Annotated in this window: 27 protein-coding genes and 2 tRNA genes; 21 read left to right on the forward strand and 8 right to left on the reverse strand. The window is 61.3% G+C overall.

Annotation, left to right across the window (positions count from 1 at the left end; genetic code table 11):
• The first annotated feature begins 128 nt into the window (after positions 1–128).
• Positions 129–680, forward strand: a complete 552-nt coding sequence (gene dps / locus METLI_RS03365) for a DNA protection during starvation protein (RefSeq protein ID WP_004038016.1) — start codon at positions 129–131, stop codon at positions 678–680.
• 94 nt (positions 681–774) lie between these two features.
• Complete coding sequence (locus tag METLI_RS03370; protein WP_004038018.1) at positions 775–1587, forward strand: ZIP family metal transporter; 813 nt, start codon at positions 775–777, stop codon at positions 1585–1587.
• 12 nt (positions 1588–1599) lie between these two features.
• On the opposite strand, the gene METLI_RS03375 is transcribed toward METLI_RS03370, so the two are convergent.
• Together METLI_RS03375 and METLI_RS03380 are read right to left on the reverse strand one after the other, a co-directional pair.
• Positions 1600–3009 (reverse strand): MATE family efflux transporter, encoded by a 1410-nt coding sequence (locus METLI_RS03375; protein ID WP_004038020.1) that lies wholly within the window; start codon positions 3007–3009, stop codon positions 1600–1602.
• Complete coding sequence (locus METLI_RS03380; protein WP_004038022.1) at positions 2981–3466, reverse strand: MarR family winged helix-turn-helix transcriptional regulator; 486 nt, start codon at positions 3464–3466, stop codon at positions 2981–2983. The genes METLI_RS03375 and METLI_RS03380 overlap by 29 nt, the downstream gene beginning before the upstream one ends.
• Positions 3467–3902: 436 nt before the next feature.
• Here METLI_RS03380 and METLI_RS03385 point away from each other — a divergent pair, with 436 nt between their 5' ends.
• A complete protein-coding gene (locus METLI_RS03385; protein WP_245529395.1) occupies positions 3903–5660 on the forward strand; it encodes a dipeptidase in 1758 nt (585 codons plus the stop codon).
• A 143-nt stretch (positions 5661–5803) separates the two neighbouring features.
• Here the strand turns inward: METLI_RS03385 and METLI_RS03390 are convergent, their stop codons facing one another.
• Positions 5804–7096 (reverse strand): serpin family protein, encoded by a 1293-nt coding sequence (locus METLI_RS03390; RefSeq protein WP_004038026.1) that lies wholly within the window; start codon positions 7094–7096, stop codon positions 5804–5806.
• A 123-nt stretch (positions 7097–7219) separates the two neighbouring features.
• Complete coding sequence (locus METLI_RS03395; RefSeq protein WP_004038034.1) at positions 7220–8011, reverse strand: substrate-binding periplasmic protein; 792 nt, start codon at positions 8009–8011, stop codon at positions 7220–7222.
• Between the two features lie 290 nt (positions 8012–8301).
• On the opposite strand from METLI_RS03395, the gene METLI_RS03400 reads away from it, so the two are divergent.
• Entirely contained in the window at positions 8302–9561 is a 1260-nt protein-coding gene (locus METLI_RS03400; RefSeq protein WP_004038036.1) for a tyrosine-type recombinase/integrase, read from the forward strand.
• Between the two features lie 46 nt (positions 9562–9607).
• Here METLI_RS03400 and METLI_RS13070 read toward each other — a convergent pair whose 3' ends face one another.
• Positions 9608–10144 (reverse strand): hypothetical protein, encoded by a 537-nt coding sequence (locus METLI_RS13070; RefSeq protein WP_157203198.1) that lies wholly within the window; start codon positions 10142–10144, stop codon positions 9608–9610.
• Positions 10145–10217: 73 nt separating this feature from the next.
• Between METLI_RS13070 and METLI_RS03405 the strand changes: the two genes are divergently transcribed.
• The 6 genes from METLI_RS03405 to METLI_RS03430 all read left to right on the forward strand — a co-directional run bounded on the left by METLI_RS03405 (position 10218) and on the right by METLI_RS03430 (position 15028).
• Complete coding sequence (locus METLI_RS03405) at positions 10218–10478, forward strand: helix-turn-helix domain-containing protein (RefSeq protein WP_004038038.1); 261 nt, start codon at positions 10218–10220, stop codon at positions 10476–10478.
• Positions 10471–10680 (forward strand): hypothetical protein, encoded by a 210-nt coding sequence (locus METLI_RS03410; RefSeq protein WP_048103606.1) that lies wholly within the window; start codon positions 10471–10473, stop codon positions 10678–10680. The genes METLI_RS03405 and METLI_RS03410 overlap by 8 nt, the downstream gene beginning before the upstream one ends.
• Before the next feature lie 104 nt (positions 10681–10784).
• Positions 10785–11015: a hypothetical protein gene (locus METLI_RS03415; protein ID WP_157203199.1), complete on the forward strand. Its 231-nt coding sequence runs from the start codon at positions 10785–10787 to the stop codon at positions 11013–11015.
• Positions 11012–11911 (forward strand): hypothetical protein, encoded by a 900-nt coding sequence (locus METLI_RS03420; protein WP_004038045.1) that lies wholly within the window; start codon positions 11012–11014, stop codon positions 11909–11911. The genes METLI_RS03415 and METLI_RS03420 overlap by 4 nt, the downstream gene beginning before the upstream one ends.
• Positions 11912–12092: 181 nt before the next feature.
• Positions 12093–13826 (forward strand): UvrD-helicase domain-containing protein, encoded by a 1734-nt coding sequence (locus METLI_RS03425; RefSeq protein WP_004038049.1) that lies wholly within the window; start codon positions 12093–12095, stop codon positions 13824–13826.
• Entirely contained in the window at positions 13823–15028 is a 1206-nt protein-coding gene (locus METLI_RS03430; protein ID WP_004038051.1) for a toprim domain-containing protein, read from the forward strand. Before METLI_RS03425 ends, METLI_RS03430 begins: the two co-directional genes overlap by 4 nt.
• A gap of 71 nt (positions 15029–15099) precedes the next feature.
• Here the strand turns inward: METLI_RS03430 and METLI_RS03435 are convergent, their stop codons facing one another.
• On the reverse strand, positions 15100–15459 hold the full coding sequence (locus METLI_RS03435) for a hypothetical protein (protein ID WP_004038052.1): 360 nt from the start codon (positions 15457–15459) through the stop codon (positions 15100–15102).
• A 100-nt stretch (positions 15460–15559) separates the two neighbouring features.
• Here METLI_RS03435 and METLI_RS03440 point away from each other — a divergent pair, with 100 nt between their 5' ends.
• Together METLI_RS03440 and METLI_RS03445 are read left to right on the forward strand one after the other, a co-directional pair.
• Positions 15560–16000: a hypothetical protein gene (locus tag METLI_RS03440; protein ID WP_004038055.1), complete on the forward strand. Its 441-nt coding sequence runs from the start codon at positions 15560–15562 to the stop codon at positions 15998–16000.
• 70 nt (positions 16001–16070) lie between these two features.
• Positions 16071–16400, forward strand: a complete 330-nt coding sequence (locus METLI_RS03445) for a PDDEXK-like family protein (protein WP_157203200.1) — start codon at positions 16071–16073, stop codon at positions 16398–16400.
• A 448-nt stretch (positions 16401–16848) separates the two neighbouring features.
• Here the strand turns inward: METLI_RS03445 and METLI_RS03450 are convergent.
• A tRNA-Glu gene (locus tag METLI_RS03450) sits at positions 16849–16923 on the reverse strand.
• 169 nt (positions 16924–17092) lie between these two features.
• Between METLI_RS03450 and METLI_RS03455 the strand changes: the two genes are divergently transcribed.
• The 8 genes from METLI_RS03455 (at position 17093) to METLI_RS03490 (ending at position 23363) form a co-directional block, all read left to right on the forward strand.
• Positions 17093–18205, forward strand: coding sequence for an OBG GTPase family GTP-binding protein (locus tag METLI_RS03455; RefSeq protein WP_004038059.1), 1113 nt, complete (start codon positions 17093–17095; stop codon positions 18203–18205).
• Positions 18206–18389: 184 nt separating this feature from the next.
• The gene (gene zupT / locus METLI_RS03460; protein WP_004038061.1) at positions 18390–19193 is read left to right on the forward strand and encodes a zinc transporter ZupT; all 804 of its coding nucleotides are present in this window, start codon (positions 18390–18392) and stop codon (positions 19191–19193) included.
• A gap of 851 nt (positions 19194–20044) precedes the next feature.
• A complete protein-coding gene (locus tag METLI_RS13315) occupies positions 20045–20284 on the forward strand; it encodes a FeoA family protein (RefSeq protein ID WP_004038063.1) in 240 nt (79 codons plus the stop codon).
• Entirely contained in the window at positions 20265–20507 is a 243-nt protein-coding gene (locus METLI_RS03475; protein WP_004038064.1) for a FeoA family protein, read from the forward strand. Before METLI_RS13315 ends, METLI_RS03475 begins: the two co-directional genes overlap by 20 nt.
• Positions 20494–21141 (forward strand): FeoB small GTPase domain-containing protein, encoded by a 648-nt coding sequence (locus METLI_RS12345; protein ID WP_052311152.1) that lies wholly within the window; start codon positions 20494–20496, stop codon positions 21139–21141. Before METLI_RS03475 ends, METLI_RS12345 begins: the two co-directional genes overlap by 14 nt.
• Positions 21138–22355 (forward strand): nucleoside recognition domain-containing protein, encoded by a 1218-nt coding sequence (locus METLI_RS03480; protein WP_157203201.1) that lies wholly within the window; start codon positions 21138–21140, stop codon positions 22353–22355. The genes METLI_RS12345 and METLI_RS03480 overlap by 4 nt, the downstream gene beginning before the upstream one ends.
• A gap of 1 nt (position 22356) precedes the next feature.
• Positions 22357–22812, forward strand: a complete 456-nt coding sequence (locus METLI_RS03485; protein WP_004038066.1) for a hypothetical protein — start codon at positions 22357–22359, stop codon at positions 22810–22812.
• Positions 22809–23363, forward strand: a complete 555-nt coding sequence (locus METLI_RS03490; protein WP_004038067.1) for a metal-dependent transcriptional regulator — start codon at positions 22809–22811, stop codon at positions 23361–23363. Before METLI_RS03485 ends, METLI_RS03490 begins: the two co-directional genes overlap by 4 nt.
• On the opposite strand, the gene METLI_RS03495 is transcribed toward METLI_RS03490, so the two are convergent.
• Positions 23347–24465: a tRNA (guanine(10)-N(2))-dimethyltransferase gene (locus METLI_RS03495; RefSeq protein ID WP_004038068.1), complete on the reverse strand. Its 1119-nt coding sequence runs from the start codon at positions 24463–24465 to the stop codon at positions 23347–23349. The two genes, METLI_RS03490 and METLI_RS03495, sit on opposite strands and share 17 nt — an antisense overlap.
• Before the next feature lie 66 nt (positions 24466–24531).
• Between METLI_RS03495 and METLI_RS03500 the strand changes: the two genes are divergently transcribed.
• Positions 24532–24606, forward strand: a tRNA-Arg gene (locus METLI_RS03500).
• Positions 24607–24665 lie beyond the last annotated feature (59 nt).

Raw genomic sequence — 24665 nt, forward strand, 5'->3', positions numbered from 1 at the left:
GCCCGGTCCACCCTTTTTGAATTTGCTCCCGCAGCTCTGGCGTCTTTCGCCGGGCCGATCCCTTCCCCCTCTCGAAACCTATATCATGCCGGTGCGTGAGTATCACCTGTTTTCGGGGGGAAACACAGATGGCTAAAGTCACGCGAAAGATGGTCGAGGATGCAGGGGTCGATGTCGATCACCTCATCGAACTGCTGGTGAAGAACGCCGCGGCCGAGCTGACCACCTATTATTATTACACGATCCTCCGGGCGAACCTGATCGGGCTCGACGGCGAGACGGTCAAGGAGATCGCAGAGACCGCACGGATCGAGGACCGGAACCACTTCGAGGCGCTCGTGCCCAGGATCTATGAACTCGGCGGCAAGCTTCCGGAGAATATGGTGGATTTCCACAATGTCTCGGGCTGCCCGCCGGCGAGCCTGCCGCCCGACCCGACCGACACGATGGCGATGCTGAAGGTGCTGGTCGAGGCCGAGCGGTGTGCGGTCAGGCAGTACACGCATATCTGCAACCTTACGGCCGGCAAGGACCACCGGACCTATGACCTCGCCCTTTCCATTCTCAACGAGGAGATCGAGCACGAGTCCTGGTTCTCTGAGTTCATGGGCGAGGGGCCGTCAGGGCATTTCCTGCGGAGAGGAGAGACTTCGCCCTTCGTCTCGAAGTTTCTGCGGTGAACGGGGGGGTCGTGAGGGTGCACCCCACCCTGTCCCCTGCACCTTTTAATCGATCAGAGGGTGACCGGGCGGTCGCCCGCCGGGGACATCATCCATGATAGAATCGTTTCAGGCCCTCAACCCTGCATTGCAGGCGCTTCTCGCCGGCATCTTCACCTGGGGGATGACGGCGCTCGGAGCGGCGGCCGTCTTTCTCAGGCAGGAGATCGACCGGAAGGTGCTCGACTGGATGCTCGGTTTTGCCGGCGGGGTGATGATCGCCGCTTCGTTCTGGTCCCTTCTCCTCCCGTCGATCGAGATGTCCTCGGGGAGCGGGCTCCCCGAGTGGATCCCGGCCGCGGCCGGCTTTCTCGCCGGCGGCCTGTTTCTCAGGGGGATCGGCATGACCCTGCCCCATCTCCATCCTGGTCGGCCCTCAGGGGAGACCGAAGGGCCGACGACATCCTGGCACCGGCTCACCCTTCTGATCCTTGCCGTCACGATCCACAACATCCCTGAAGGGCTTGCGGTCGGGGTCGCCTTCGGGGCGCTGGCGGCCGGTCACGAGACGGCAAGCCTTGCCGCCGCCTTCGCCCTCGCCCTCGGGATCGGGATCCAGAACTTCCCTGAAGGGATGGCGGTCTCCATCCCGCTGCGGCGGGAAGGGTTCACACAGATGAAGAGCTTCTGGTACGGGCAATTATCCGGTGTTGTCGAACCTGTCGCCGCCCTGATCGGGGCGGTCGCCGTCATCTTCGCCGCCCCGATCCTCCCGTACGCCCTCGCCTTCGCGGCAGGAGCGATGATCTTTGTCGTCGTCGAAGACGTCGTGCCCGAGTCCCAGATGCACGGGAACGCCGATCTTGCCACCATGGGCGCCCTGGTGGGGTTTGTGGTGATGATGGTGCTGGACGTCGGGCTGGGGTGAGAGGAAAAAAGGTTATGGGGTGTGCGGACTTTTCGCGGTGGCGATGAGCCTGGCGATATAGAGCCGCGCCCAGAGGTAGCCGACGATCCCGCCGAGGATATCGCCTGCGACGATCCCCCACCAGACCCCGGCCTCTCCCATGCCCATCGGGATCGCGAGCACCCATGTGAAGAGGGCGATGAAGAGCAGGTTTCGCAGGACGCTGATCGCAAGCGAGGTCGTCCCCTTTCCGGTCCCCTGGAAGATCGAGCCCGACATGATCCCCGGCGGCACGAAGGGATAGAAGAAACACATGATCTGAAGAAATACGACGATCCCCGGGGCGAGGTGGGCGCTTTCCGGTGAGTAGGTGAAGATGAGGGCGATCTGCGGGGCGACGAGCCACGTTATGGCGCTCATTGCGATGGCGATCACCACGCCGAGCCCGACCGAGAAGGTATGGGCAGTCTTGAGATGTTCGTATTTTCTGGCGCCGTACGCCGCCCCGCCGACCGAGACCACCGCGGTGCTGATGCCGACGAAGGGGATGATCGCGAACATCACGACCCGCCACCCGGTCGTATAGATGGCGACGGCGTCGGTCCCTGATATCCCGACGAGGAGGCTGTTGATGATGATGGCAAGGGCCGACATCAGGAAGAACTCGAGGCTTGCCGGCAGGCCCACTTTCAGGATGTCAATGATGGTGCTCGGGTCGGGAGAGAACACCCGCCGTGAGAGGGAGACATAGGTGTCCTTCCTCACAAAGAACCAGAAGAGGATCACCACCGAGACGAGGGCGATCGAGATGACCGTCGCAAGGGCTGCACCGGCGATCCCCATCCCGGCCCCGTAGATGAGGATCGGGTCCAGGACGATGTTGATGATCGATGAGGCGCCCATGGCGTACATCGTCCGCTTCATGTCCCCCTCGGCCCTGAGGATGGCGTAGGCGATGTTGGTGAAGAGGACGAAGACGGTGCCGGTGAAGAGGGTCTGCCCGTACACCGTTGCAAGCCCGGTCGTATCGCCGGCGCCGAGGAGGACGGCGACCGGGCCTGCGAGGAGGATGAGGGGGAGAGTGAGGGCGGCGGAGAGCGTGAGGGAGAGGAGGATGGCGTGGACTGCGGTGTTGTCGGCCCCTTCTCTGTTCCCGGCCCCGATCCGGCGGGCGATCGCGGAGGTGACACCGGCCCCGAGGCCGACGGAAAGCCCCATGAGGATCATGAAGACCGGGGTCATGAAGCCGACGGCGGCCAGAGCGTCGGATCCGAGGCCCGCGACCCAGATCGCATCGACGAGGTTGTAGGTCGACATCAGGAGCATGGCGGCGATCATCGGGATCGAGAGTTTGAGGATCGCCCGCTTGGGGTCGCCGGTGAGGAGGGCGACGCCCGCAGTTGTTCCTGTCCGCTCAGAGGGTTCTTGTCCAGTGTTCTGCATAGTCGCTGTCTCCTGTTGCCCTGGTCATGGCGAGGCTGTTGCGTGCGATTTTCCTGAGGAGGGTCTGCATTGTGAGGCGTTCATCTCCGGTGAGTCCGGCGCAGATCTCTTCCTCCCACTGCCGGTCGATCCTGACGATCTCGGGTACGATCCGCTCTCCTGCATCGGTGAGAGCGACGAGGACTGCGCGACGGTTCCCCGGGTCGACGGTGCGGCTGACATATCCGGCGTCCTCGAGTTTCCTGACGGCCCTGGCAATGGTCGCCTTGTCGACGTGGAAGCGGCGGGCCAGGGTGTCCTGGGTGATCCCCTGTTCGTGCGCGAGGTGGAGGAGAGTGAAGAGTTGCCCTGAGGAGAGGCCGAACTGCCTCATCCGCTCGTCAACGATGATGTGGTGGGTCCGGTGGATGATGGAGACAAGGGCCCCGAGGGGGACCGTCTCGCGCGGCTGGTACATGGGGATCAGGTTTGGCGCCCAGGAGGGATAACAGTTGTGTGCGCAACTGTTGTGTGCGCAACCTTGCCTGCCCTGATCACCAGATATATCTTCCGGCCGCGACCATCTGCCGTCCGGGGTGAATCTGCGATTGACCGATGGCCAGAGAGGACCGCCCGGGCGGGGGCTCGGGCGGCGGGGAGTGCCGCCTGAAGCATGTATCTGCCCCTCGTGCGGCGAGGAAGTGCAAAAGACCCGGGGCGTGCCCTGCCGGGAGATGAAGTGCCCGAAATGCGGGGCGGTGATGGTTGGAAAGTGAAAGGGGGCCTGTACCGGTCCGGGGCTGTGAGCGAAGGGTCAAATAAACACTCTTTTTAATCGGTGGATTCCTCATGTTTGTATGGATCCATTGCCAGTCAGATCGCGATTTCGTCTTGTGACCCTTTTTTTCACACTGATGCTTTTTCTTTCATCTGCATCGGTATCGGCGTGCACGATCTTTGCGGTGACGCCCGGCGCCTCAGAGGACGGCACCATGTATCTCGGCCACACCAACGACGGCGTCGGCACCGACTGGCGGAACATCGACGACATCAGCGTGACCTATATCCCCGCGGCCGACCATCCGGCCGGGGCGAAGAGAGCGGTCCTCTTCGATCCAGACAGCGGATCGGACGCCGCCGGCAACAAAGGCGGAGACGCTTCTGAGTGGGTTCTCGGCTCCATCGATCAGGTGCCGCACACCTATGGCTACTACACCGCGTCCTACGGGATGATGAACGAGCACCAGCTCCTGAGCGCCGAGTGCACCGACTATGCCAGGATCCAGCTCGATGCAGAGGAGGGCAGGAGGATCTTCTACTCCTCGGAGCTCTCCAATGTGGCGCTTGAACGCTGCAGAACAGCACGGGAAGCCATCGAACTTACCGGCGCCCTCATCGAAACCTATGGCTATTACGGGACCGGCGAGACGCTCATCTTCGCTGACCCAGAGGAGGCATGGGTCATCGAGATCTGCTGCAGCCCAACGGGCACGGGCGGTCTCTGGGTCGCAGAGAGGATACCTGACGGCGAGGTCTTTGTCGCCGGCAACGAGTTTCGGATCCGCACGGTCCGGGAGGGCGACCCTGAGATGCTGTACGCCCGCAATCTCTTCGCCGTCACCGAAGAGTATGGCCTCTGGTCACCCTCAGACGGGGCGTTCGACTGGCTGGAGGTGACGAGCTACGGTGAGTACTCTCACCCCTACTATTCGTTGATGCGGGTATGGAGCATCCAGAACAGGCTTGCCCCCTCGCTGAACCTGAGCCCGTATGTGGAGGGCTCGTATACGGACGCGCTGCCGTTCACGATCGCACCCGACAGGCTGGTGAACCTCACCACCGCCCTCTCCCTCTTCAGGGACCACTACGAAGGAACCGACTTTGACCTGACCGGAGGGATCGCCGCAGGGCCGTTCGGGAACCCGTACCGCTCCCTCGGCCCCGCCGATGCGCACACCGATTTCCAGAACGGATCATTCATCGAGGTGCGTGCCGGTGCGAATCCAAGGCCGGTCTCGGCGATCTTCTGCAGTTACAGCTATGTTGCAGAGGCGCGCTCAGACCTCCCTGACCCGGTCGGCGGCGTGCTCTGGTTCGGTCCTGCAGTCGCATATGAGACGGTGTACGCACCGATCTACGCGGGATCTGAAAGTCTCTCGCGCTCATACACGACCGGGGCGAGGACGGTATACGATCCCGATGCCGCCTACTGGACATTTGCTTCTGTCACGAACTGGGCGATGCTCAGGTACGATGCGATGATCGAGGATATCAGATCAAAGCAGACCGAACTGGAAGCGGGATCGATCGAGCGGGTGCGCCAGACCGACGCTGAAGCGGCAGATCTCATCGCAAAGGGGGATGAGGCCGCTGCACGCCGTCTTCTCACAAACGTCACCGTTGCACGGGGAGACGAGATCATCGAGGAATGGCAGAACCTCTCAGGGACGCTGATCGTGAAGTATGCAAACGGGCTGATCACCGATCCTCTGACCGGGGCGGTGGATGAGCCCGGGTATCCGGCATGGTGGTATCAGGCAGCCGGTTACCAGTACGGCCCGCGGGTCTATGACCTCGAGGACCTCCGCGCCACCGAAGGCCTGAACTATACGGGAAGAAGCGTGTGGGTCCAGAAGAACGCCTCGTTTGAGGAGATCCTGGAACTGATCTGACGGGACCCTCTTTTTTGTGTGGCGGCCGGCGTGTTGTCTTTTTTCGCCGGATCATGAGAGCGATGGGTGGTCGGCACGCCTGCAGCCGTGTGGCCTCCTGCTCCTTTTTTTCGTGGGAAAAAAGGTGGGGCATTCCCTGATGCTCAGGGGCTGACCGGGTCCACGACCCGCCCCATGAAGAGAATTGTTCCGGTGTCGTTGTCCAGGATCGCGAATATGAATGGGTGATCGGCCCTGAAGGTCGGCGTCTCGTCTCCTTCAAGGGAGGTCTTCAGGTTTATGATCACCCCGGTGGCGGCGGCTGCCTCAGTGCCCTCTTCGTTCACGTCCACAAACGCCTTGTGGACGACCCTGCTGACAAAGAGGTTCTGTGTGCCGTCCATTCCCGAGAGGTCGGCGGCGTCGGTGAAGGCGGTCGGCATCCCCATCGCCGCAAGCGTCCCGGCCAGCGGGTATGTCGTCTCAAGCGAGAATTTCGGGAAATAGACGTTCACGCGCCGCTCGGTCAGGGATTGCCGCAGATCGTCAATCTTCTGCGCGTCGAGCGACTCCTCGGCTGCCTCTATTTCGTCGGGGAGGATGACGAGCATGGAGAGGCCCGTCCCGCTCTCGTGGGTATAGGGCATCTCGAGCACCTGGAGGGTGTTGGTCTCCGCGTAGCCATACACGGCTTCCTCGTCGGTCCGCTGCATCATCGGGACGAGCACGCTCTCGCCCGGTCCTTTCCTGAACTCCGCCTCGACCGTCTTGTTCTCATCGAACTGCTTCACCCACGTCCCCTTGAAGTAGATGGCGTTGGTGATCACCAGTCTGGTCAGTGGACTGATGGATCCTTCGGGCAGCAAATCCTTGATCAGGTCGTTCGTCCTCTCCTCCACCCACCGGTTGATCGTGATGCGCGAAGCCTCGGGCTGGGTGGTGAAGTCGAGGTTGGTGACGTTTGCAGAGTAATAACGTCCGGCCGTTTCGATGTAGTCCTGGAGGAAGGGGTAGGTCTCCTCAGCCCACAGGGCGTTTGCCGTCCGCAGGGTGTAGCCGGAATCTTCGCTGTTGATGCCCGCATCGATCGCCAGAAACCCTTCCCGTCTGGCGGTGTCGTCTACCGGGAGATGGAAGACCGCCCTGATCTCATCGGCGGTTCTGCCGCGGGCGCCCTCGTAGGTGATCGCGAGGGCAGATGAGATGCTGTAGGGCGAGAAGAAGAGGTTTTCTTCCGCGTACGCCGGATCGTTTCTCAACTCCTGATACAGGTCGAAGGCGAACCGGTTGTTTCCGGCGGCCACGCTGTCATTTCCCCCGGCCTCCGGGATATCCTCCCCGGCCGGAGGCGTGGGCTCCGGAGATGCCGCATCCTGAACCCCGGTGCATCCGGCAAGGACTGTGGCGATGACAACCACCGATGCCAGGAGCACGAGGCCGGCACGATTGTGTTTCATGCCCGCTCTTTTGGCGTGCTGATAGATATCTCTGGCGTTCACTACGAATTTTTTCGAAGGTATCACTTTTGATGCGTCCGTATATCTGGGCGGTTCTGCTGGAAAAAAGATGGGGCCCCGGGATTATGACGATACGTGCCGCTTCAGGATCTCCTCGTAGGTGCTCGTACCGGATTGATTGTCGCCGGCTATCACCGAATCGAGCCCCTGCTGGAAGAGCGCCACCACCGAATCGGGTGTGTTTCGGTTGAATGCATAATACAGGTCATAGCAGTCGAGGGTATAGACCGGTTCCATGAATGAGGCGGATCCGGTGGCTTTTCTGGCGGCGATCATTCCTGCCTCCTGTCCATAGCACCAGAGATCGATCCGGCCGTCCTGAAGACTTTTGATGATCACTGCAGGATCCTGATCGGCCAGCATGTTCTTCTGCGGGACGCCGAGGGCTTTCAACTGTCCGATCGCTGCATCGTTTGTTACGACGCCGATAGTGTAATTCTTCAGGTCTTCAGGTCCGTTTATGGTGATGCTGGATGATTTTGGGGCGAAGAGCACCATTTTTTGTGTGGTAAACGGGCCTGCCCATTTGAAATCCGCTTCGCGCCCTGGCAGTCGGGTGATGGAGAAAATAACGGTATTCGGTGTTGATAGTGCGGTGTTGTAGGCCTCGTCCCATTTCATCATCCGGATCTTCCCGGCAGGGATCGGCGTTCCGGCATCCGCGGCGATCTCCTTGAGGATGTCCACGGCAATGCCGGTGACGCTGCCGTTATCCATGTAGTTATAGGGGGGATAGTCTTCGGTCACATAGGTCAGCGAGGAGAGATCTGCTCCGCCGCCTGTCCCGGTACATCCGGCGGAGAGGAAAAAGGCCAGACAGAGGGCGCCGGCCAGCAGCAACAATCCCGATTTCATCGTGGGATCTTATCTGGTTGGATATTAATGATTTGTCATTTTTATTCGTGATAGATTTGTGTACGGCGGCCTCCCCCAACTCGACTGAGTGCTATCGTCTTTGTGGGGGCCGATCTCCGGGAGGAGATTGGCGGGCATCAGCACGGGGAACCTTTCCGGTGAAATGACGAGGGAAAACACGTTCGTGCGGAAGAAACTGAAGCAAGAGAACAGGATGCTGCTATGGGGTATTCAAACAGGACGTTTGTGTTCCAAATAATTATTTACCCTTGTACAACCACTGATCAATCATGGCGCGAGGGGTACGATCAGGGAGTGCGTTTCACCGGACCGATGCGACGTACACCCGACAGGGCACCGAGATGATTGAGAAGGCCGTGGTCGAGGGGCGGATCACCCGCGATGATGCGGACCTGATCACCTTGTTTCTTGCCGAACTATCGGCAGCGGGCCGGGGAATATGCGCGAGCCGGCGGTATAAAATAACGGTCCACGCGTGCGCACTCCGCCGATGGCTCCCGCCGTTCCGCGAGGCGACCTATGCCGATCTTCTGCGGGCGGTGGAGTCCGTCAAGACGGCGACGAAGGCAAACGGCGAACCATACGCGAAAAACACGATTGCCGATATTGTCCGAATCCTCCGCCGTCTGTTCATGTGGATGGGTGAAGAGGGGTTCACGGAGATCCCGGCGGAGAAGATCCGGCGAAAGATCCGGCCGCCGCCCTATCAGCGTGTGACGAAGGGAGTAGATGACGTTTTGACCGAGGATGAGATCCGGCGGTCGATCGAGGCGTGCCGGACCACAAAGGACCGGGCTTTGATCAGCGTTCTTTATGAAAGCGGAATGCGGATCGGGGAACTCGCAGCCCTCCGGTGGCGCGATATTGAGTTTAACGATTGGAACGCCGCCCTATCGACAGACGGCAAAACCGGAATCCTTCGGTATATCCCGCTGATCCTCGCACGGGGCGATCTTGCAATGTGGCGCGGCCAGTACCCGGGCGACCCTCGCGGCGACGCCCTGGTGTTTCTCACCGAGCACACACACCAGCCGCTGCAGTACGCGGGTGTCGTGAAGCAGATCAAGGCGATCACAGTGCGGGCCAGGATTGAGAAAAAAATCACGCCGCACTTGTTCAGGCACTCGCGGATCACGCACCTGGTGCAGCAAGGCGTGTCGGAATCGGTGATCAAGTTGATGATGTGGGGCAATTTGCGCACCGATATGCTTGAAACATATCTTCACCTGCGAAAAGACGATATTTCAAAGGCAATGGCGACATTGAACGGTGTTGAGACGCCGGACACATCAGACGCGGTTTCGCCCCTCGAACCGAAACAATGCCCGCGGTGCAAGCGGATATGGCCCCCGGATGCCGGGTGGTGCATGGCCTGCGGGCTTGAACTGACCGAGGCCGCGGCGGACGAAAAGGCGCGGTTGAAGGCCGAGGCCATAGAGTTTGTAGAACTTGCAACCGAGCACCCCGATCTGATGCGGGAGGTTCTCGACGAGATGCGATCACGTCGCGCCACATCGGTTGTGAAGTGACCGCATCGAGGGAGATCACAGGGCGGTGGGAGATGGTGGGCGGAGATCATTGATTTTCTTTTTTGGCCCGCTGTGCTGCCTTTCGACACTTTTCATTCGAACAATATTCCGCATCCGAACGGACTGAAACAAATTCCTGCCCGCACCATTTGCAAATTTTATGATGCCTGCCGGCTTCTCTGACTACTTGCCGTGCTTGGCGAGCCCACTTTTTTTTTAGGGTTCGTAGTTCGGATCGATAGTATGTCTCACATTGTGAAGTAGTGATCACGGTGGGGTGGGAGAGAAGTTTTAGGGCTTTTACAGAACGGTATCTATCTCCTAATGTGCTGTGGTTTTCTCCCACGTTATAACCCGGATCTTGCCGAATCCACTTTCCATCTGAAAGAAACGCGTGGTTTTCTACAAATATCTTGTAAATAGCCGCCTGATGTTCTACAAGCAACTCACTTTTGAGATCTTGATATTCGGGGCGGTCAAAATTGTTTTCATAGTTTTTTTTGAGAAGTTCCCGGTAACGTCCGTTACACGCGCGTATCTGCTCGAAGATAAACGAGGAGGGTTGATCGTCTATATTATTCAATGTCCCAGATAATAAATCTCATCTCTCATATAAAGATGTTTCTATTAATCACATCGAAACGCCACTAAATTGTATGGCAATTACAGAGTTGCTGTACAACGCTGTCGACGCCGGCGCGATCCTGTGTGCCTCACCGCAAACTGTGGGGCGTTGGATTCGTTCTGGTGAACTCAGGGCAGTGAAAATCGGTCGCCGCTGGAAAATCAGGGAGTCTGATCTGGAGGCATTTATTGAAAAAATGGACCACGACACCGGGAGGGGTAAGCAAGCGCCAACTTCCGCCCCCTTCCCCGGCCACCGACACGCCCCGCAGATGGGGGTGACGGATGACTGATCAATCTGCTCAGCGCGGCAAAGAAACCATCGCCATCGGCCGCCGAATGAAGATGAACGGATGCGGCAGGGTGCCGGTCTACAGCCGGGCGGCGTATGAGGCGATCTGCAAGGAAAGCCCGTTGGAGGGTGCAGCCATCGCGGTAATGGAGCGCCGCGGGATGATCATCATTCGCGAGCGAGAGGCGCAAAAATGCGAGTAGAGCAGTGCCAGCCACCCGCCCCAGGACAGCAAGCACCGGACAACGCCCACATGGGGATTGCCTTAAATATGACAAGGGCGCGCAAATATAAAAACCCTTCTGCGATGTGGTGCGCACCGGGCGGGCTCCCGCTCATCTTCGACGAACTTCTTCGACGCCTCCAGGGGCACATCGACGACCTGACCGATGACGAGTTCGAGGTCCTCGAATTCCTGTCCCGGCGGGGACTCGGGATGACGCCGCCGCCATTGTCGAGGCGGGCCGCCGCTCTCCTTGATGCAGATGTGCGAGCCATGCGGTGGATCCTCTACCGCGGCGGGGAGGGGTGCGAATGACCCCCAAGCCGCGATCCTCTCTGGGGCCGATCCCGCTCATCGACGGGATCAGCCTAACGATCGCCGCCGAGCGCGATCGGTGGATATCGACCTTCACCAGGGGCGAGGAAGTGATCGCCGAGGAGCGCAGCAAGACGCCGCCGTGGGCCGGGCGATACGCTGCCGGGCGGCTTACCAACGTGGTTTGTACCGCTGTACCGCTGGACAAAAAGACGGTAAGGGCGGCAATCATCAAGATCTTCGAGGCGATTGAGGGGTCCGACGACGCCCAGGCACTGGTCTCCGAACCAGCTGCACGGGTGATCGGTGAGACGGTGGCGGTCCGGGTTGAAGTCTGCGACCCCCCGGTCTATCTGATTGACTTAGAGCAGGGGAAGAGCATGGCCTTCACAGCGCGGGATGTCGCAGCCCACGCCCCGATCGCCCTGAACACGCGATGGCTCTCCGTACACCCCCGGGAACCCCTGGGCGCATCGGGTCGAGACTTCGAGACGGTGATCGACTTTTGGCTCTCGATCGCCGAGGAGGTTGAGCCCGCCGGGAGCGTCTCGCCGTGGGAGTCAGTCGTTGAACGTCTCCAGATCAGGATCGCCCCCCTTGAAGCCCCTCAAACTCCTGATGGCCTTATAAAGGGCGGGATCTACCAGGAGCCAGGCGGCCCCTTGTGGATAAGCGGGCGGCTGGTCGGGGACGTGCTCAAGGACTCGGGCCGGAATGAAAACGACGCGGGGTTCTCGAAATACCTCCAGGCCGCCGGGCTCCTGGTATGCCCGTCACAGCCCAAACGACTCGGGAGGATGTTGATCCGCGCCTGGGGATTCACGCCAGACTTCCGGCCGGATGATCCGAAGGTGTCCGACTTCAGTGATCTGACCGCTGAGGAGGTGGCGCCATGACCTGTTACGCGTTACACGTTACGCGCCCGCGAGCGATCATGCATGTGCGAAATCGCACATTGTGCATTTCCACCCGTAACACCCGTAACGGTGTAACAAATTTAAGGGGATCGCGAGATTCCTCTTTGTGCCGAACGGCTCTTCGTTCCTCTCTCACGTGCGATGGATGGGGGCCGATCCGATGACTGCCGACCTGATCCGGTGGAGGGGTGGCCCCGGGGCCGGCAAGAGCACGACCCTGATCGAGTTCTGCCGAGCCGAAGTATCAGCGGGCGCAGCGATCGGCGACATCAGCGTGATGACCTTCTCCCGCGCCCAGGCGTCCGACCTGGCCCGACGCCTTCACGAATTGGTCTTCCTGGACGCCGATCCAAAGACGATCTCGCGGATGTGCGGCACGATCCACGCCTGCGCCCTGCGTCAGTGCATGGCCGCCGGTCTGATTGAGGACCCGCGGGAGCAGGTGATAACCGTCACCTCCCGGCGGAAGGCCCCGATCTATGAAGAATTTATGGCAGGGCACGGTCTCGCCTTCGACCCGACGATCGGCGCCGAGGACGACGCCCCCAGCCGTGCTGATCTCCCGGTCGGCAACCAGGTGATCGCCCTCGCCGCGTACCTGACGGCGACCATGCGCCAGCCCGACGAGTGGCGGGTGGCCGCCACCGCCCTGGGTCTTGCGGCCCAGCCGCAGATCTGGCCGTTTTCTTACTACATAACCGCATGGCGGGATTACAAGGCCAAAAACGGGCTCTTCGAGCACGAGGACTATATACGCCTGGCCCTCGTTCACAGACTCCCGCCCCCCGCCTCGATCCTCGTCGTGGACGAGTACCAAGACGTTTCACCCGCACAGGATGCCCTGATCCGATCGTGGATCGAACACCCTGAGACCAAGCGCGTGTACGTTGCGGGAGACCCCGATCAGTCGATTTATGGATTCCGGGGATGCAACCCGCGCCTCTTCCTCGCCATCAACGCCGAGGACCGGGGGGCAACCGGCCCATCCTCCCGCCCCGTCTCGCACCGCTGCCCGGTATCGGTCATGGCCGCCGCCGAGTCGATCCTCAACCGCCCGGCGAACGTCTCCCCGTGCATCCGTCGCGGGCAGGTCCATCACGTCCAGCCACCGGATGCCGACGCCCTCGCCCGGCAGGTGGAGGAGGCGATCCGGTACGCCCGGACCCTCCCGGGAGAGCGGCAGCCGGTCTTTGTCCTCTCGCGCTACCAAAAGACCGGCCAGGCCCTCGCCCGCGCTCTCTCGGCCGCCGGCGTCCCGTGCAGCAGTATCAAGCCCGGCCGGGTGCGGTTCTGGAGCCGAGTGAGGATCGGCCGGGACCGGGCACACCTCGAAACGACAACGGTCAGCCCATGGACCCTGAAACAGGCGATCACCCGGTATCTCGCGGGGTCTTCTGCCATCGACCCGGCCCCGGTCCCGACGATCGAGGCCGAAACCATGATCCTGGCCACCCTCACCGACGCGAAGCGGACCGACGCCCTCGCCGCCCTGCGGCGCTTGAAGTCAAAGCGTGAGCCGGTCCGCCTGGGCGACGTGTACGCATGGACGGGGGGCCACCTGCGGGACGGGATATTCGACGCCCTGAACCTCCGCCCCTGGATCGTCCGGGAGATCCGTGCATGTCTCACCCTCGAGCAGCGCCGAGGATACGAGATCCCCCCCGATATGGTGAAGATCGACACGATCCACGCCGCGAAAGGTCTTGAGGCGGCGGTGGTGCTCCTTCACACCGGATTCCAGAAAAAACGCCTCGATGACCTCACCGACCCGGACCGCCTCGCCGAGGAGCGGCGGGTCTTTTATGTCGGTGCGACCCGAGCCTCTCACGCCCTCCTCCTCCTGGACTACGGCGAAACGCCGGTCTGTCCGTTCCTTCGAGGGGTGGGGGCATGACCGAATGGAACGCCCTCATGGAAGACGTCTGTCGTTTCTATGAGCAGCACCTGACCGACGAGCACCGGGCCTTTCTCCTCACCCGGTACGGATTCCAGCCGTGGTTTGTGGAGCGTTCCCGCCTCGGTTACGCCCCGGCAGACAGTAGTACGGCCCTCCTCCTGCACCTGATGGACCGGGGGTATAGCGGCGAGGAGATCATCGCTTCCGGCACGGTGGGCCGGTGGACGAAGGGCGGCAAAACCGGCGTTGGCGACCTCTTTCGGGGCCGGCGCGTGTTCCCTTACCTGGATGGTGACGGGACGCCAGAATACTTCACCGGCAGGCAGACCGACGAGACCCCAGCGTATGGCGACCGGGAGCCGGCGAAGTACGTGAAGCAGATCGTCACGGAGACCGGCCCGAAAGAACCGATCTTCGGCCGATGGTCGGTCATCGACGGCGAACCGCTGATTATCACGGAGGGGATCAGCGACGCCCTCGCGGTGCTGCAGGACTGCCGGCCGTGCATCTCGCCGGTGACAACCTCCTTCAAGCGTGTGCGGATCGACGAGGCCGCCGCGTACTGCCGCCGGGCCGGTGCGGTCTATGTGATCATGGACAGCGAGGAGAGCGGGGCCGGGCCGAAGGGTGCGACAAAGACCGCCCACGCCCTCCTTGCGCATGGGATCGAGCGGGTGTATATCGGGACGCTGCCGCGGCCCGATGGGATCGAGAAGGTGGATCTCAACGACTATCTCAGGGGCGGGGGCGACCTTGCCCCGATCCTCGCCGAAGCAATCCCAGCCGGCGAGCACCCGGGGGTGCAGGAGGAAAGGCGGCAGGAGATCCTTGCCGGGTGTGCCTCCCTCCGGTCCGCCGTCTCTCAGGAACGGTGGAAGAGGAGCGGGAAAAAGAAAGGCAATACGGACGACATCGACGACCTGAAACGCCGCATGCCCTCCCTCTCCGCCTATACCGGCATCGCCCCAGGGAAACGGGGGCCTCACCCGGTCTATGGATCGACGCACGGCGACAACTTCGCCGTATCGAGAGACGGCGAGACCTGGACCTCTTTCCACGGCGGGAACGAGACCGGGAAATCAGGGAACCTGTTCAAACTGATCGCCCTGGAACAGCGGTTCCTCTCCGATGAGGGGCAGCCCCTCAGGGGCGAGGCGTTCAAACAGACGATCGCATACTGCCGGGAGAGATGGACGTGATCCTTAATATTATGTCCTAACAAATATATTAAGAATCGACGATGATCATCGATTGGGCGCAAAAAAGGGGGTTATTCCGAGCCCCGGATCCTCATGATCGAGAAGATCACCAGGGAGAGGATCGAGACCATGACGGCGAGAATCAGAAGCGCCGAGTTCTGCGTCCAGATTTCGACGCCGGTCGTCATATCGGCGTTTGTGGTCGAGTTCCACTGAGAGCCCGCCGGGATCGTGACGGACGAGTCAATGTTCGACCCGATAACCGGGGCGATGGAGAAAACCGCGACGAGCACGATGAGCCCGATCGCCATGCCGATAACGGCGTCGATCATGCCGACCGCGTCGTCGTTCAAGAGGATCGCGTTCTGTTTTTCGATCGCCCGCGCCTTGATGGCGACGAGGGCAGTTAATACCGTTTTTGCAGTTTCCACTTTGTCGGTGATGCCTCCGATATATTCCTATATAGACATTGTAGTAGATATTTGTTTCTGTGGCATTGTTATATAACACTTGGGAGAAATATACATTTGTATGGAGAAATTACCAAACATCGACATTGAAACCCGGGCAGTCGGGGACGTTATCGCCCACCTCCGCCGTGCCGGTATGACGACCCCGACGATCGAAAAAGTCCTTCAGAGCGTGGCGTGGGTTTGCGACGTCCGGGCTTTCAAATTTCACGATATTGTGGTGGGCGAGTACGCCAAGGTCATGGAAGGCACCATCCCCGCCGATGTTGCATTCGATCGGATCCTGCTCACGTTTCGACTCCCCGACCGCGACGTCCACGTGAGTGCTGAGGAGGCCGAACTAATGCGGGGCTTCCGGGCGGCCGGTTACTCTGTTCGGAAAATTTGTGCCGTGTTCGATCGATCTACCGAGACGGTGCACCGTCTGACTGCCGATGTGGAGACTCCTGCCAAACAAACACCTGAAACACTCTCGGCCTCATCAGAAGCGATCTATGGTTAGAAGTCGAAATTTTTTTCCAGCCCGGCCTGAGAGCGATCGCAAACCTGAAAAGGAAGCGATGGGGTCCCACATGAAAACACATGCACAACAAACAAAGGCCGGCCGGCGCAACTATGGCCAGAACTATCAGCGCGGCCGCGGGGCCGAGGGGAGAGCAGCTGCGATCCTTCGCCGTGATGGGTGGAGCGTGAACATCTCCCCGGGAAGCCGGGGATCCGCCGACCTGATCGCCCGGAAGGGTACGCGGGTCCGGCGCATCCAGGTAAAAGCGATCGGCAGCCGCGACATCCGCACTGTAGAGGCCGCCCGGCGGCGGGTGCAGGGCAAACCCTTCAACGTCTCCCGCGGCCGGGAGGTGTGGCTCTATAGCGCCGGGACATGGTACCGGTTCACTACATAATCTCTAATGTGCGGACAATACCAATACCTATTTTTGGGTTTTATCTATGGGTATGATGAATCCCATATGGTGTTATGGTGAAGGCCAATAGGGGCAATCTATACTCTTCAAAAATCGCTTATTTCTGATCGGGGTGATCGCGCCGACAGGGTGATAAAGTCGCGGGTGCGATCGCAGGGTGACGATGATCAGATCCCGGGATCGCCCTGGAATGATCCACACACCGGGCACCACCAACCCACACCCACCCAGGCGCGCTTACCTTCGACCTGCCGGCGCACACTGGCCCGGTACATCCGGCCCGCGCACCGCGTGCAATGGGTTTCGTCCTCTCGCATGGTATACCATTATTTCAGAACGGTATTTAAAAACATCACCCTTATTTTCATGGTGACAGAGGGCCGGAAGGACCCCGTTTCAAAATTGGAACACAAACAACCCGTTTAGATGCTGCTATGGGGATTCGAACCCCAGTCGCAGGAGTGAGAGTCCTGCATGATTGGCCGGTCTACACTATAGCAGCAATGCGCACCTGAGTGCTCTACAATATTGGATATGGACGTATTTAACCATTCCTCTCTGCGCAGCCCGATCAGGCGCCGCCCGCCCCATCGAGATCGGCGACGCGCAGAACCAGAATGCGGTTCCCTATCCACGATCCTTATGTAGTCAGGCTTACAGATCTATGAGGAATGAGTGGTCTTGAAGATGAGATCAAGGAGATCGAAGACGAGCTCCAGCGCACCGTGTACAACAAGGCCACATCCAAGCACATCGGACGCCTGAAAGCCAAGCTCGCCAAGATCAGAGACGAAGCCGTACAGCGGGCGATGAAGTCCGCCGGCTCCGGGGAAGGGTATTCGGTCAAGAAGTCGGGCGATGGGACGGTGGTCCTCGTCGGCTTTCCGTCGGTCGGCAAGTCCACGCTCCTCAACCAGCTCACCGGGCAGGAGAGCGAGGTGGCGGCCTATGCCTTCACCACCCTCACCGTCGTGCCCGGGATCCTGGAGCACAAGGGCGCGAAGATCCAGATCCTGGATATCCCCGGGCTCATCGCCGGCGCCGCCATGGGCAAGGGGCGCGGCAAGGAGGTCATCGCCGTGGTGCGGAGCGCCGATCTCATCCTCATCCTCGGCGACGTCTACAACGGGCGGCATGTCGATGTCCTGATGAGGGAACTCTATGACGCCGGGATCAGGATCAACAAGCCAAAACCCGACATCACCATCAAAAAGAGCGGCAACGGCGGTATCAGGCTCAACTATGTCGGCGACGAGGCCCTCGACATCGAGGAGGTCAGGTCGATCCTCGCCGAGAACAAGATCATGAACGCCGACGTCCTGATCAGGGGCAATGTCTCGCAGGACGATTTCATCGACGCCATGATCGGAAACCGCGTCTATATCCCGGCCTTCATCGCCATCAACAAGGTCGATCTCGTCGATGCGAAGACCCGGGCCGAGATCGAGGGCGAGCTCACCGAGCGTTTCGGCGAGAAGCCCTATATGATCTCGGCACACTCGGGCTACAATGTCGATACGCTCAAGGACGGGATCTACGAGCACCTCGGCTTCATGCGCGTCTACATGAAGCCGCTCGGCGGCCCGGCCGACATGGAGGAGCCGCTGATCGTCCGCTCAGACTCGACGATCGAGGACGTCTGCCGCCGTCTCCACCGTGACTTCGTGGACAAGTTCAGGTATGCAAAGATCTGGGGTAAATCCGTGAAGCACGACGCCCAGCGCGTCGGGCTGCAGCACAAACTCAAAGATCGGGATATCGTGACGATAGTCACGCGGTTCTGAACTCCTCTCGTTGATATTTTTCATGTACCGGGGGATGTTCCCCCTCTCTTTCCATCGTTTCAGGCGATGGGGCTTCTCTGCCGTCGGCGCCGGAAGGCTCAGGTCTTCTCTCGCGTTTTTGTGCATGCCTCCGAGGGTATTAAGCCAGAGCAGAGATACCTGAGCATGTCCGCCGGGAAAGGGTATGATCGATCCTGACACTGTCGCCGTCGCCTTCGTGCTGACGCTCATCGCCGGGCTTTCGACCGGTATCGGCAGCCTGATGGTCTTCTTCACGAAAAAAACAAGTACGCGCCTTCTCGCTTTTTCTCTCGGCTTTTCTGCCGGGGTGATGATCTATGTCTCCTTCACCGAACTCCTGCCGGCGGCGCATGCGTCGGTCGGGGCGTCATGGGGCGGTGTGCCCGGTCCATGGGCGGTCACACTTGCTTTTTTCGGGGGGATTGCATTCATCGGCCTCATCGATCATCTTGTTCCCTATCCCCAGAACCCCCACGAGGCGCGGCGGGTAGAGGAGGTGGCGGATGGGGAGAACACCGGCCTCTATCGCACCGGCATATTCACTGCACTTGCCATCGCCATCCACAACGTCCCTGAGGGGATGGCGACCTTCTACGCTGCCACGGTGGATCTGCGGATCGGCCTCTCGATCGCTGCGGCCATCGCCATCCACAATATCCCCGAGGGCATCGCCGTATCCGTGCCAGTCTACTGCGCCACCGGCAGCAGAGCCAGGGCTTTTCTCTATGCTCTCCTCTCGGGTCTTGCCGAACCCGCCGGCGCCCTGATCGCCTTTTTCATCCTCCTTCCCTTCTTCTCGGCGGGCCTCCTCGGCCTGCTGTTTGCCGCTGTTTCCGGGATCATGGTCTTTGTCGCCCTGGACGAACTCCTCCCCGCGGCACGGGAGTACGGGGAGACGCACTGTGCGGTCTACGGTCTGATCGCAGGGATGGCGCTGATGGCCGTTGTGCTGCTGGTGACCGTGTAGATGACGAATACGGCTCCGGATCGCTGGAAATGTCTGGCAGGAGGGTGATCTGATCCAGGATACGCCCCGCTCTTTCCATGGCACATGACACGTACTCCACAATTTCCAGCGATCTCGAATGATCTTCGGACGGGCCGGCGTTCGATTCCACACATCCGCCGGTTCATCCCATCCTGTTTTTCAGGAGCTGTTGAAACGCTCCACTACAACAACGTTCGAGATCGCCTGAAGGGGCCCTGGTGAGGGTATGATAGATCTTCCCTTTATCGTGGAACCAGGATATGGGATGGTCTGGACAAAGCCATTAGCCCGGCAGTTTCCGAGAGCAGATGCGGGATCAGTGCCCCGCAAAACTGCGATTGGGGCAGGGATGGACAACCACGCCGGCACGCCCATCCATCAATTTTTCATCGACCAGTGCGCCGCCCGGGCCTTCCTCGCATAGCCCGGGCAATCGCATGCGGGGGTCCGGGGGTGCAACCCCCGGTGCGGGGATGGTGGTGTGAGCGTACAGGATATCAGGGTACGCCGGTGCCGGGGGGCCTGCCGCCCCCCGGTCCCCCCGCCGATTGCGATTGGGGCAGGGATGGACAACCACGCCGGCACGCCCATCCATCATTGTTCATCGACCGATGCTCCGCCCGGCCCCTCCTCGCATGTCCAGGGCAATCGCATGCAGGGGTCCGGGGGTAAGAACCCCCGGCACAAAGATGGGGAAAGCGAGTGCATCACGCGCGCACCGTTCGGAAAGTATAATATTTCCGAATTCTTTTCGGACCTTCCGAGACTCCCTCACACCTTTCGGCTCCGCTTTATCCGGGCCGAAGCGGCCACTATTCTCTGACAAGAGCATGCAACTGACAGAATGTGGCATCGGTGAAACGGCACGGGTCGTTGCCGTCATGGGCTGCGAGAGGTTCAGGCACCGGCTCGCCCTGCGGGGGATCGCCCCGGGGCAGATCTGCACGGTCGTATCGGCCGCCTGTGGTCCGATCGTCCTCGCCGTCGACGGCGGCACCGTTGCCCTCGGCCGCGGCATGGCCGCACACATCACTGTTGAGAGGAATCCTGATGAAAAAAGCAATTACTGATCTTGAATACGGTGAAACCGGAACGATCGTTGAAATTCGTGGTTTTTGCCAGGCGCTGAACTCCCTTGGCATCAGAACCGGTAAAAACGTGAAAATGATCACGCGCCAGCCGATCAAAGGCCCGGTCGTCGTGATCGCAGGCGACGTCGAGGTGGCGATGGGCTGCGACCTTGCCGCAGGCGTCGTCGTCGAGATCCGGGGGATGAGCGATGAGTCTGCGTGACCGTCTCTTCTCCTCCTCCGGCAGTGCGGTGCCGGACGCCGGGTCCGGCCACGAAGGGGTGCTTCTTCTCATCGGCAACCCGAACGTGGGAAAAAGCGCCCTCTTCAACCGGCTTACCGGGGGCAGCGCCACCGTCTCGAACTACCCCGGCACCACCGTCGACGTCACGCGCGGCAGCCTCATTGCGGACCACCAGGCCCGGGAAGTGATCGACGTTCCCGGCGCCTATTCCCTGGAGCCGCGCGACGCCGCCGAGGAGGTGGCGGCCCGCATCGTCGGGGAATATTCCGGTGCCGTTGCACTCGTCGTCCTCGACGCCACCCGGATCGAGCGGGGCCTCTACCTCCTCCTCCAGGTGCTCGAACGTCGCATGAAAACTGCCGTGGCGATCAACATGATCGACGCCGCCCGCGCGAAAGGTGTCCTGGTCGACACCGGGGCGCTCCAGCACCTGCTCGGCCTCCCGGTCGTCACCACCGCGGCGACGACCGGCGAGGGGATCAAGGACCTCGTCGGCATCCTTCATAAGGCGCAGGTCGCCGATCTCGATGCTGTCAGGGACCGCATTGCCGGTAAAACACCCCCACCCCGGGCAAACCTCCCGGGCTGCGCCGGGTGCGGGAGGTGCGGATGACCGCACTTTCCATGGACGAGCGCTGGAGCCTTGCCGACGCCATCGCCGCCCGGACCGTCAGGACCGGCGTGTTCAGAAGGACGCTCTCCGACGTCCTCGGCGACCTCACGATCAGCCCGCTGACCGGGATCCCGGTCGCTTTTGCGGTGCTTTATGCGTTCTGGAGCGTATTTTCATCCTTCGCCGGCGACCTGGTCACCGACGGTTTCATGGTCAAACTCTTCGATGCCCACTGGCTCCCCTGGCTCCAGAGCGTCTGGCCAGACCCGCAAAGCATCCTCTACTTCCTCTTCGTCGGGGATCCGGCGGCCGAGAACTGTTTCGAGGTGTTCGGCGTCCTGACCTCCGGGCTTTTCGTCTCCATCGGCGTCGTCCTCCCGGCGGTCTTCATCTTCTATCTCACGATGACCGTGCTGGAGGACTCGGGCTACCTTCCCCGCCTTGCCGTCCTGGCCGACACCCTCCTCCACCGGATCGGCCTCCACGGCTATGCGGTCGTCCCGATGATCCTGGGGCTCGGGTGCAATGTCCCGGCGATCACGGCGACGCGGATCCTGGAGACGGACAAACAGCGGTTCATGATGATGACGCTGATTGCGATCTTCATCCCCTGCGGGGCGCAGCTCGGGATCATGCTCGCCGTGATCCCGGAATTCGTCGGACTGGTGATCCTCACCCTGCTCGTCGGTTTCGCCCTTTTCGGGTTCGCCTTCAACCGGCTCCTCCCGGGCGAAAACCCCGAGATCCTCATCGATGTCCCGCCGTACCGCCGGCCGATGCTGGAGAACGTATCCCGCAAAATGAAGATCAGGACGATGGGCTTCCTGCGCGAGGCCATTCCCTTCGTGCTGCTCGGCGTCCTGCTGGTCAATGTCCTCTACCTTCTCGGCGTGATCGGCTGGCTGAGCAGCGCCCTTGCACCGCTCTTTGTCCTGTGGTTCGGGGTGCCGCCGGAGACCGTCGGTCCTCTGGTCGCCGCCTTCCTGAGAAAGGACCTTGCCGTCGCCCAGCTCTCGACGATCCCGATGACGGCGTACCAGATGTTCGCCTCGGTGATCCTGGTCTCGATCTACTTCCCGTGCGTGGCGACCTTCGTGATGCTGCTCAAAGAGGGCTGGAAGTTCCTCGGCGGGGCGATGCTTGCCCTGATGATCGTGGTCTTCCTCTACGGGGGGCTGATCCATCTCGCCGGCATGCTCCTGGGGGTGGCCTGAGATGAGCGGAAGCGTGGTGCTCCGCGCCGTTTCGGTCGTCGCCGGGATCGCCGCCCTCCTCTTCGGACTTGCCGACATCCTGGTCTGGATCGGGGGGAGCGGCCCCTTCGAGATCGGCTTCATCCAGATCGCCGGCGACGACTTCTTCCGCTGGGCATGGGGTGGGGCGGTCGTCGCCTGCGGCGGCCTCCTCCTGATCGCCGGCGGTCTCCGGGGCGCGGGCCTCGAGGGCAGGGCGCGCGTCCTCCTTGGTGCGGTCCTGGTCTCCCTCATCGCCGGCTGCGACATCTTCGGGATGATCTGCACCTCCATCCCTGCCGGGGAGGAATCGGAGGCCTTCTTCAACTCGATTTCCGGGTTTATCGGTGGGTTTGCCCCGCCGTACACGCCGGCCGTCCTCCTCCTCCCCTTCATGGCGGCGATCGCCTTCTTCCTCCTTAAGGAGGAGGCGACATGAGGGACCGTCCAGACCCCGATCTTTTATGCGGCGGGCGGTGCAACAGTGATGCGATCGGCGGGCCGTTGGGGCACCGCCGCGGGAGAGCGATGGCGCCGGGAAGATGCTGCGGCCGCGGGCCGCTGAGCAGGAAAGTGGAGGACTACCTGGAGGCGATCCTCTGCGTGGCGCGGGAGAAGGGGTATGCCCGGACCTCTGACGTCGCAAAGGAGCTCTCTGTATCCCCGTCCAGCGTCGTCGAGATGTTCCAGAAACTCGGCCATATGGGGCTGGTGACCTACCGGCGCTACGAGGGCGTGACCCTCACCCCCGAGGGCCGGTCGATCGCCGAGGTGATCGCCTTCAGGCACGAGACCCTGAAAGGTTTTCTCTCCCTGATCGGCGTCTCGGAACGGGTTTCAGAGGAGGACGCCTGTTTCATGGAGCACGAGCTCCACAACGAGACGATCGAGCAGGTCAGGGGGCTGGTCGAGTACCTGGAGCGCTCCCCCTCGTTCAAGGCCGAGTTCGAGGCTTTTTTAAAGACCAGGGAGTTCAAGCAGGGCCGCTGATCGCCGCCTCGATCGTCGCGAGCGGGGCGTCGGTCCTGATCCCGGTGCCCTCGTAATGCGTCCGCGTCGCCAGGTAGCCATCGGCGCGGAGGCGCTCCAGCACGATATCGATCGCCGGCGGCGAGGCCCTGAGCGCCTTTGCGATCCGGTGGTAGTCATAGAAGGTCGAGGTGGGGAGTTCGTCCCTGAGGACGGGCAGCAGCCGCCCCAGGTACGACGCCGTGCCGAGCGCCATCTCCGGGAGCAGCGCCTCCATCGCCAGAAGGGTCTCGGGGTCGTTCACCGCCCCGAGCCAGAGGGGGCCGATCGGTCGCAGGGCCGTGCCGCAGCAGGGGCAGACGCCGGATTCAGAAAGGAGCCCGGCCCTCTCCTCCCGGTAGAAGCAGCCGGTGCACTGCATCACGTAGCCGATCCGGTCGAGTGCCTGGTCGGCGTTCTTCACCCGCGGGCGCGTCCTGAGGTGGAGGCGGACGAAGTGCTCGTGGGCAAAGCAGAAGAGCGGTTCGATGCCGCGGTCGTACTTGATCATCTCCCGCGCCACGAAACCGAGGAGGATGCGCAGCCCGACCTCGCCGTGGTACTCCGTGTTCATCGGGCGGGCGAAGTAGCGGCGCATCCCGGCCTTTAAGTGGGCGCCGCAGAGCGGGGCGGTGTCGGTCGCCGTGACAAAGAGAAACCGCTTCGCGCTCCGGCACGAGGCGTCCACGAAGGGCGCGGGCGTCCCGAAGGGGTCGAGGTCCACGGCGTCGAAACGCCTGGTGCTCATCAGGGCGTTGGCGTCAGAGCAGGTCACCTCGATCGCCCCTTCGATCTGCCCGGCGTTCGCCCGGATCTCGGCCGCCGCCGCCGGGTCGATGTCGTTGATCGTCACGGCGATCCCGGTCTCGTGAGCGACCCGCAGCCCCCGCACCCCGGTCGCCCCCATCGCGTCGAGGTAGTCTGAAGGGCGCACGGCGGCGAGGAAGAGCACCGTCCCGTCCCGGTTCGCCTCCATCTTCCGGTTGTAGAAGATCGGGGCCGATCCCGGTGGAAATGCCGCTCCCTCATCCTGAACAGGTGCAAAAAATGTTGTCTTCCCCTCGGTGACCGGCAGGCGCTCCATCGTGCCAGAAAGGTGGCCTCTCACAAACCTTAATACCATCTCAACGACCACATTACTAGAGTCCCGGGGCTTGTGGCCTAGCCAGGACATGGCGTCAGCCTCCTAAGCTGAACGCCGGGGGTTCAAATCCCCCCAAGCCCGTCCTTTTTGTTACGAAAATCTTCGCAGTCATCCGCATCTTTATCCGCAGTCATGCCCAT

The sequence above is a fragment of the Methanofollis liminatans DSM 4140 genome (genome assembly GCF_000275865.1).
Lineage (GTDB): Archaea > Halobacteriota > Methanomicrobia > Methanomicrobiales > Methanofollaceae > Methanofollis > Methanofollis liminatans.

Excerpts from the sequence above, each read along its gene's own strand:
- METLI_RS03445 (WP_157203200.1), top strand. The coding sequence starts at position 16,071 with ATGAAAACACATGCACAACAAACAAAGGCCGGCCGGCGCAACTATGGC.
- METLI_RS03495 (WP_004038068.1), bottom strand. The coding sequence starts at position 24,465 with ATGGAGCGCCTGCCGGTCACCGAGGGGAAGACAACATTTTTTGCACCT.
- METLI_RS03385 (WP_245529395.1), top strand. The coding sequence starts at position 3,903 with ATGCTTTTTCTTTCATCTGCATCGGTATCGGCGTGCACGATCTTTGCG.
- METLI_RS03405 (WP_004038038.1), top strand. The coding sequence starts at position 10,218 with ATGGCAATTACAGAGTTGCTGTACAACGCTGTCGACGCCGGCGCGATC.
- METLI_RS03410 (WP_048103606.1), top strand. The coding sequence starts at position 10,471 with ATGACTGATCAATCTGCTCAGCGCGGCAAAGAAACCATCGCCATCGGC.
- METLI_RS03480 (WP_157203201.1), top strand. The coding sequence starts at position 21,138 with ATGACCGCACTTTCCATGGACGAGCGCTGGAGCCTTGCCGACGCCATC.
- METLI_RS03375 (WP_004038020.1), bottom strand. The coding sequence starts at position 3,009 with ATGCAGAACACTGGACAAGAACCCTCTGAGCGGACAGGAACAACTGCG.
- METLI_RS03430 (WP_004038051.1), top strand. The coding sequence starts at position 13,823 with ATGACCGAATGGAACGCCCTCATGGAAGACGTCTGTCGTTTCTATGAG.
- METLI_RS03370 (WP_004038018.1), top strand. The coding sequence starts at position 775 with ATGATAGAATCGTTTCAGGCCCTCAACCCTGCATTGCAGGCGCTTCTC.
- METLI_RS03390 (WP_004038026.1), bottom strand. The coding sequence starts at position 7,096 with ATGAAACACAATCGTGCCGGCCTCGTGCTCCTGGCATCGGTGGTTGTC.
- METLI_RS03425 (WP_004038049.1), top strand. The coding sequence starts at position 12,093 with ATGACTGCCGACCTGATCCGGTGGAGGGGTGGCCCCGGGGCCGGCAAG.
- METLI_RS03475 (WP_004038064.1), top strand. The coding sequence starts at position 20,265 with ATGAAAAAAGCAATTACTGATCTTGAATACGGTGAAACCGGAACGATC.
- METLI_RS03395 (WP_004038034.1), bottom strand. The coding sequence starts at position 8,011 with ATGAAATCGGGATTGTTGCTGCTGGCCGGCGCCCTCTGTCTGGCCTTT.
- METLI_RS03415 (WP_157203199.1), top strand. The coding sequence starts at position 10,785 with ATGTGGTGCGCACCGGGCGGGCTCCCGCTCATCTTCGACGAACTTCTT.
- METLI_RS03420 (WP_004038045.1), top strand. The coding sequence starts at position 11,012 with ATGACCCCCAAGCCGCGATCCTCTCTGGGGCCGATCCCGCTCATCGAC.
- METLI_RS03440 (WP_004038055.1), top strand. The coding sequence starts at position 15,560 with ATGGAGAAATTACCAAACATCGACATTGAAACCCGGGCAGTCGGGGAC.
- METLI_RS12345 (WP_052311152.1), top strand. The coding sequence starts at position 20,494 with ATGAGTCTGCGTGACCGTCTCTTCTCCTCCTCCGGCAGTGCGGTGCCG.
- dps (WP_004038016.1), top strand. The coding sequence starts at position 129 with ATGGCTAAAGTCACGCGAAAGATGGTCGAGGATGCAGGGGTCGATGTC.
- METLI_RS03455 (WP_004038059.1), top strand. The coding sequence starts at position 17,093 with ATGAGTGGTCTTGAAGATGAGATCAAGGAGATCGAAGACGAGCTCCAG.
- METLI_RS03380 (WP_004038022.1), bottom strand. The coding sequence starts at position 3,466 with ATGTACCAGCCGCGCGAGACGGTCCCCCTCGGGGCCCTTGTCTCCATC.
- METLI_RS03400 (WP_004038036.1), top strand. The coding sequence starts at position 8,302 with ATGGCGCGAGGGGTACGATCAGGGAGTGCGTTTCACCGGACCGATGCG.
- zupT (WP_004038061.1), top strand. The coding sequence starts at position 18,390 with ATGATCGATCCTGACACTGTCGCCGTCGCCTTCGTGCTGACGCTCATC.
- METLI_RS13315 (WP_004038063.1), top strand. The coding sequence starts at position 20,045 with ATGCAACTGACAGAATGTGGCATCGGTGAAACGGCACGGGTCGTTGCC.
- METLI_RS03485 (WP_004038066.1), top strand. The coding sequence starts at position 22,357 with ATGAGCGGAAGCGTGGTGCTCCGCGCCGTTTCGGTCGTCGCCGGGATC.
- METLI_RS03490 (WP_004038067.1), top strand. The coding sequence starts at position 22,809 with ATGAGGGACCGTCCAGACCCCGATCTTTTATGCGGCGGGCGGTGCAAC.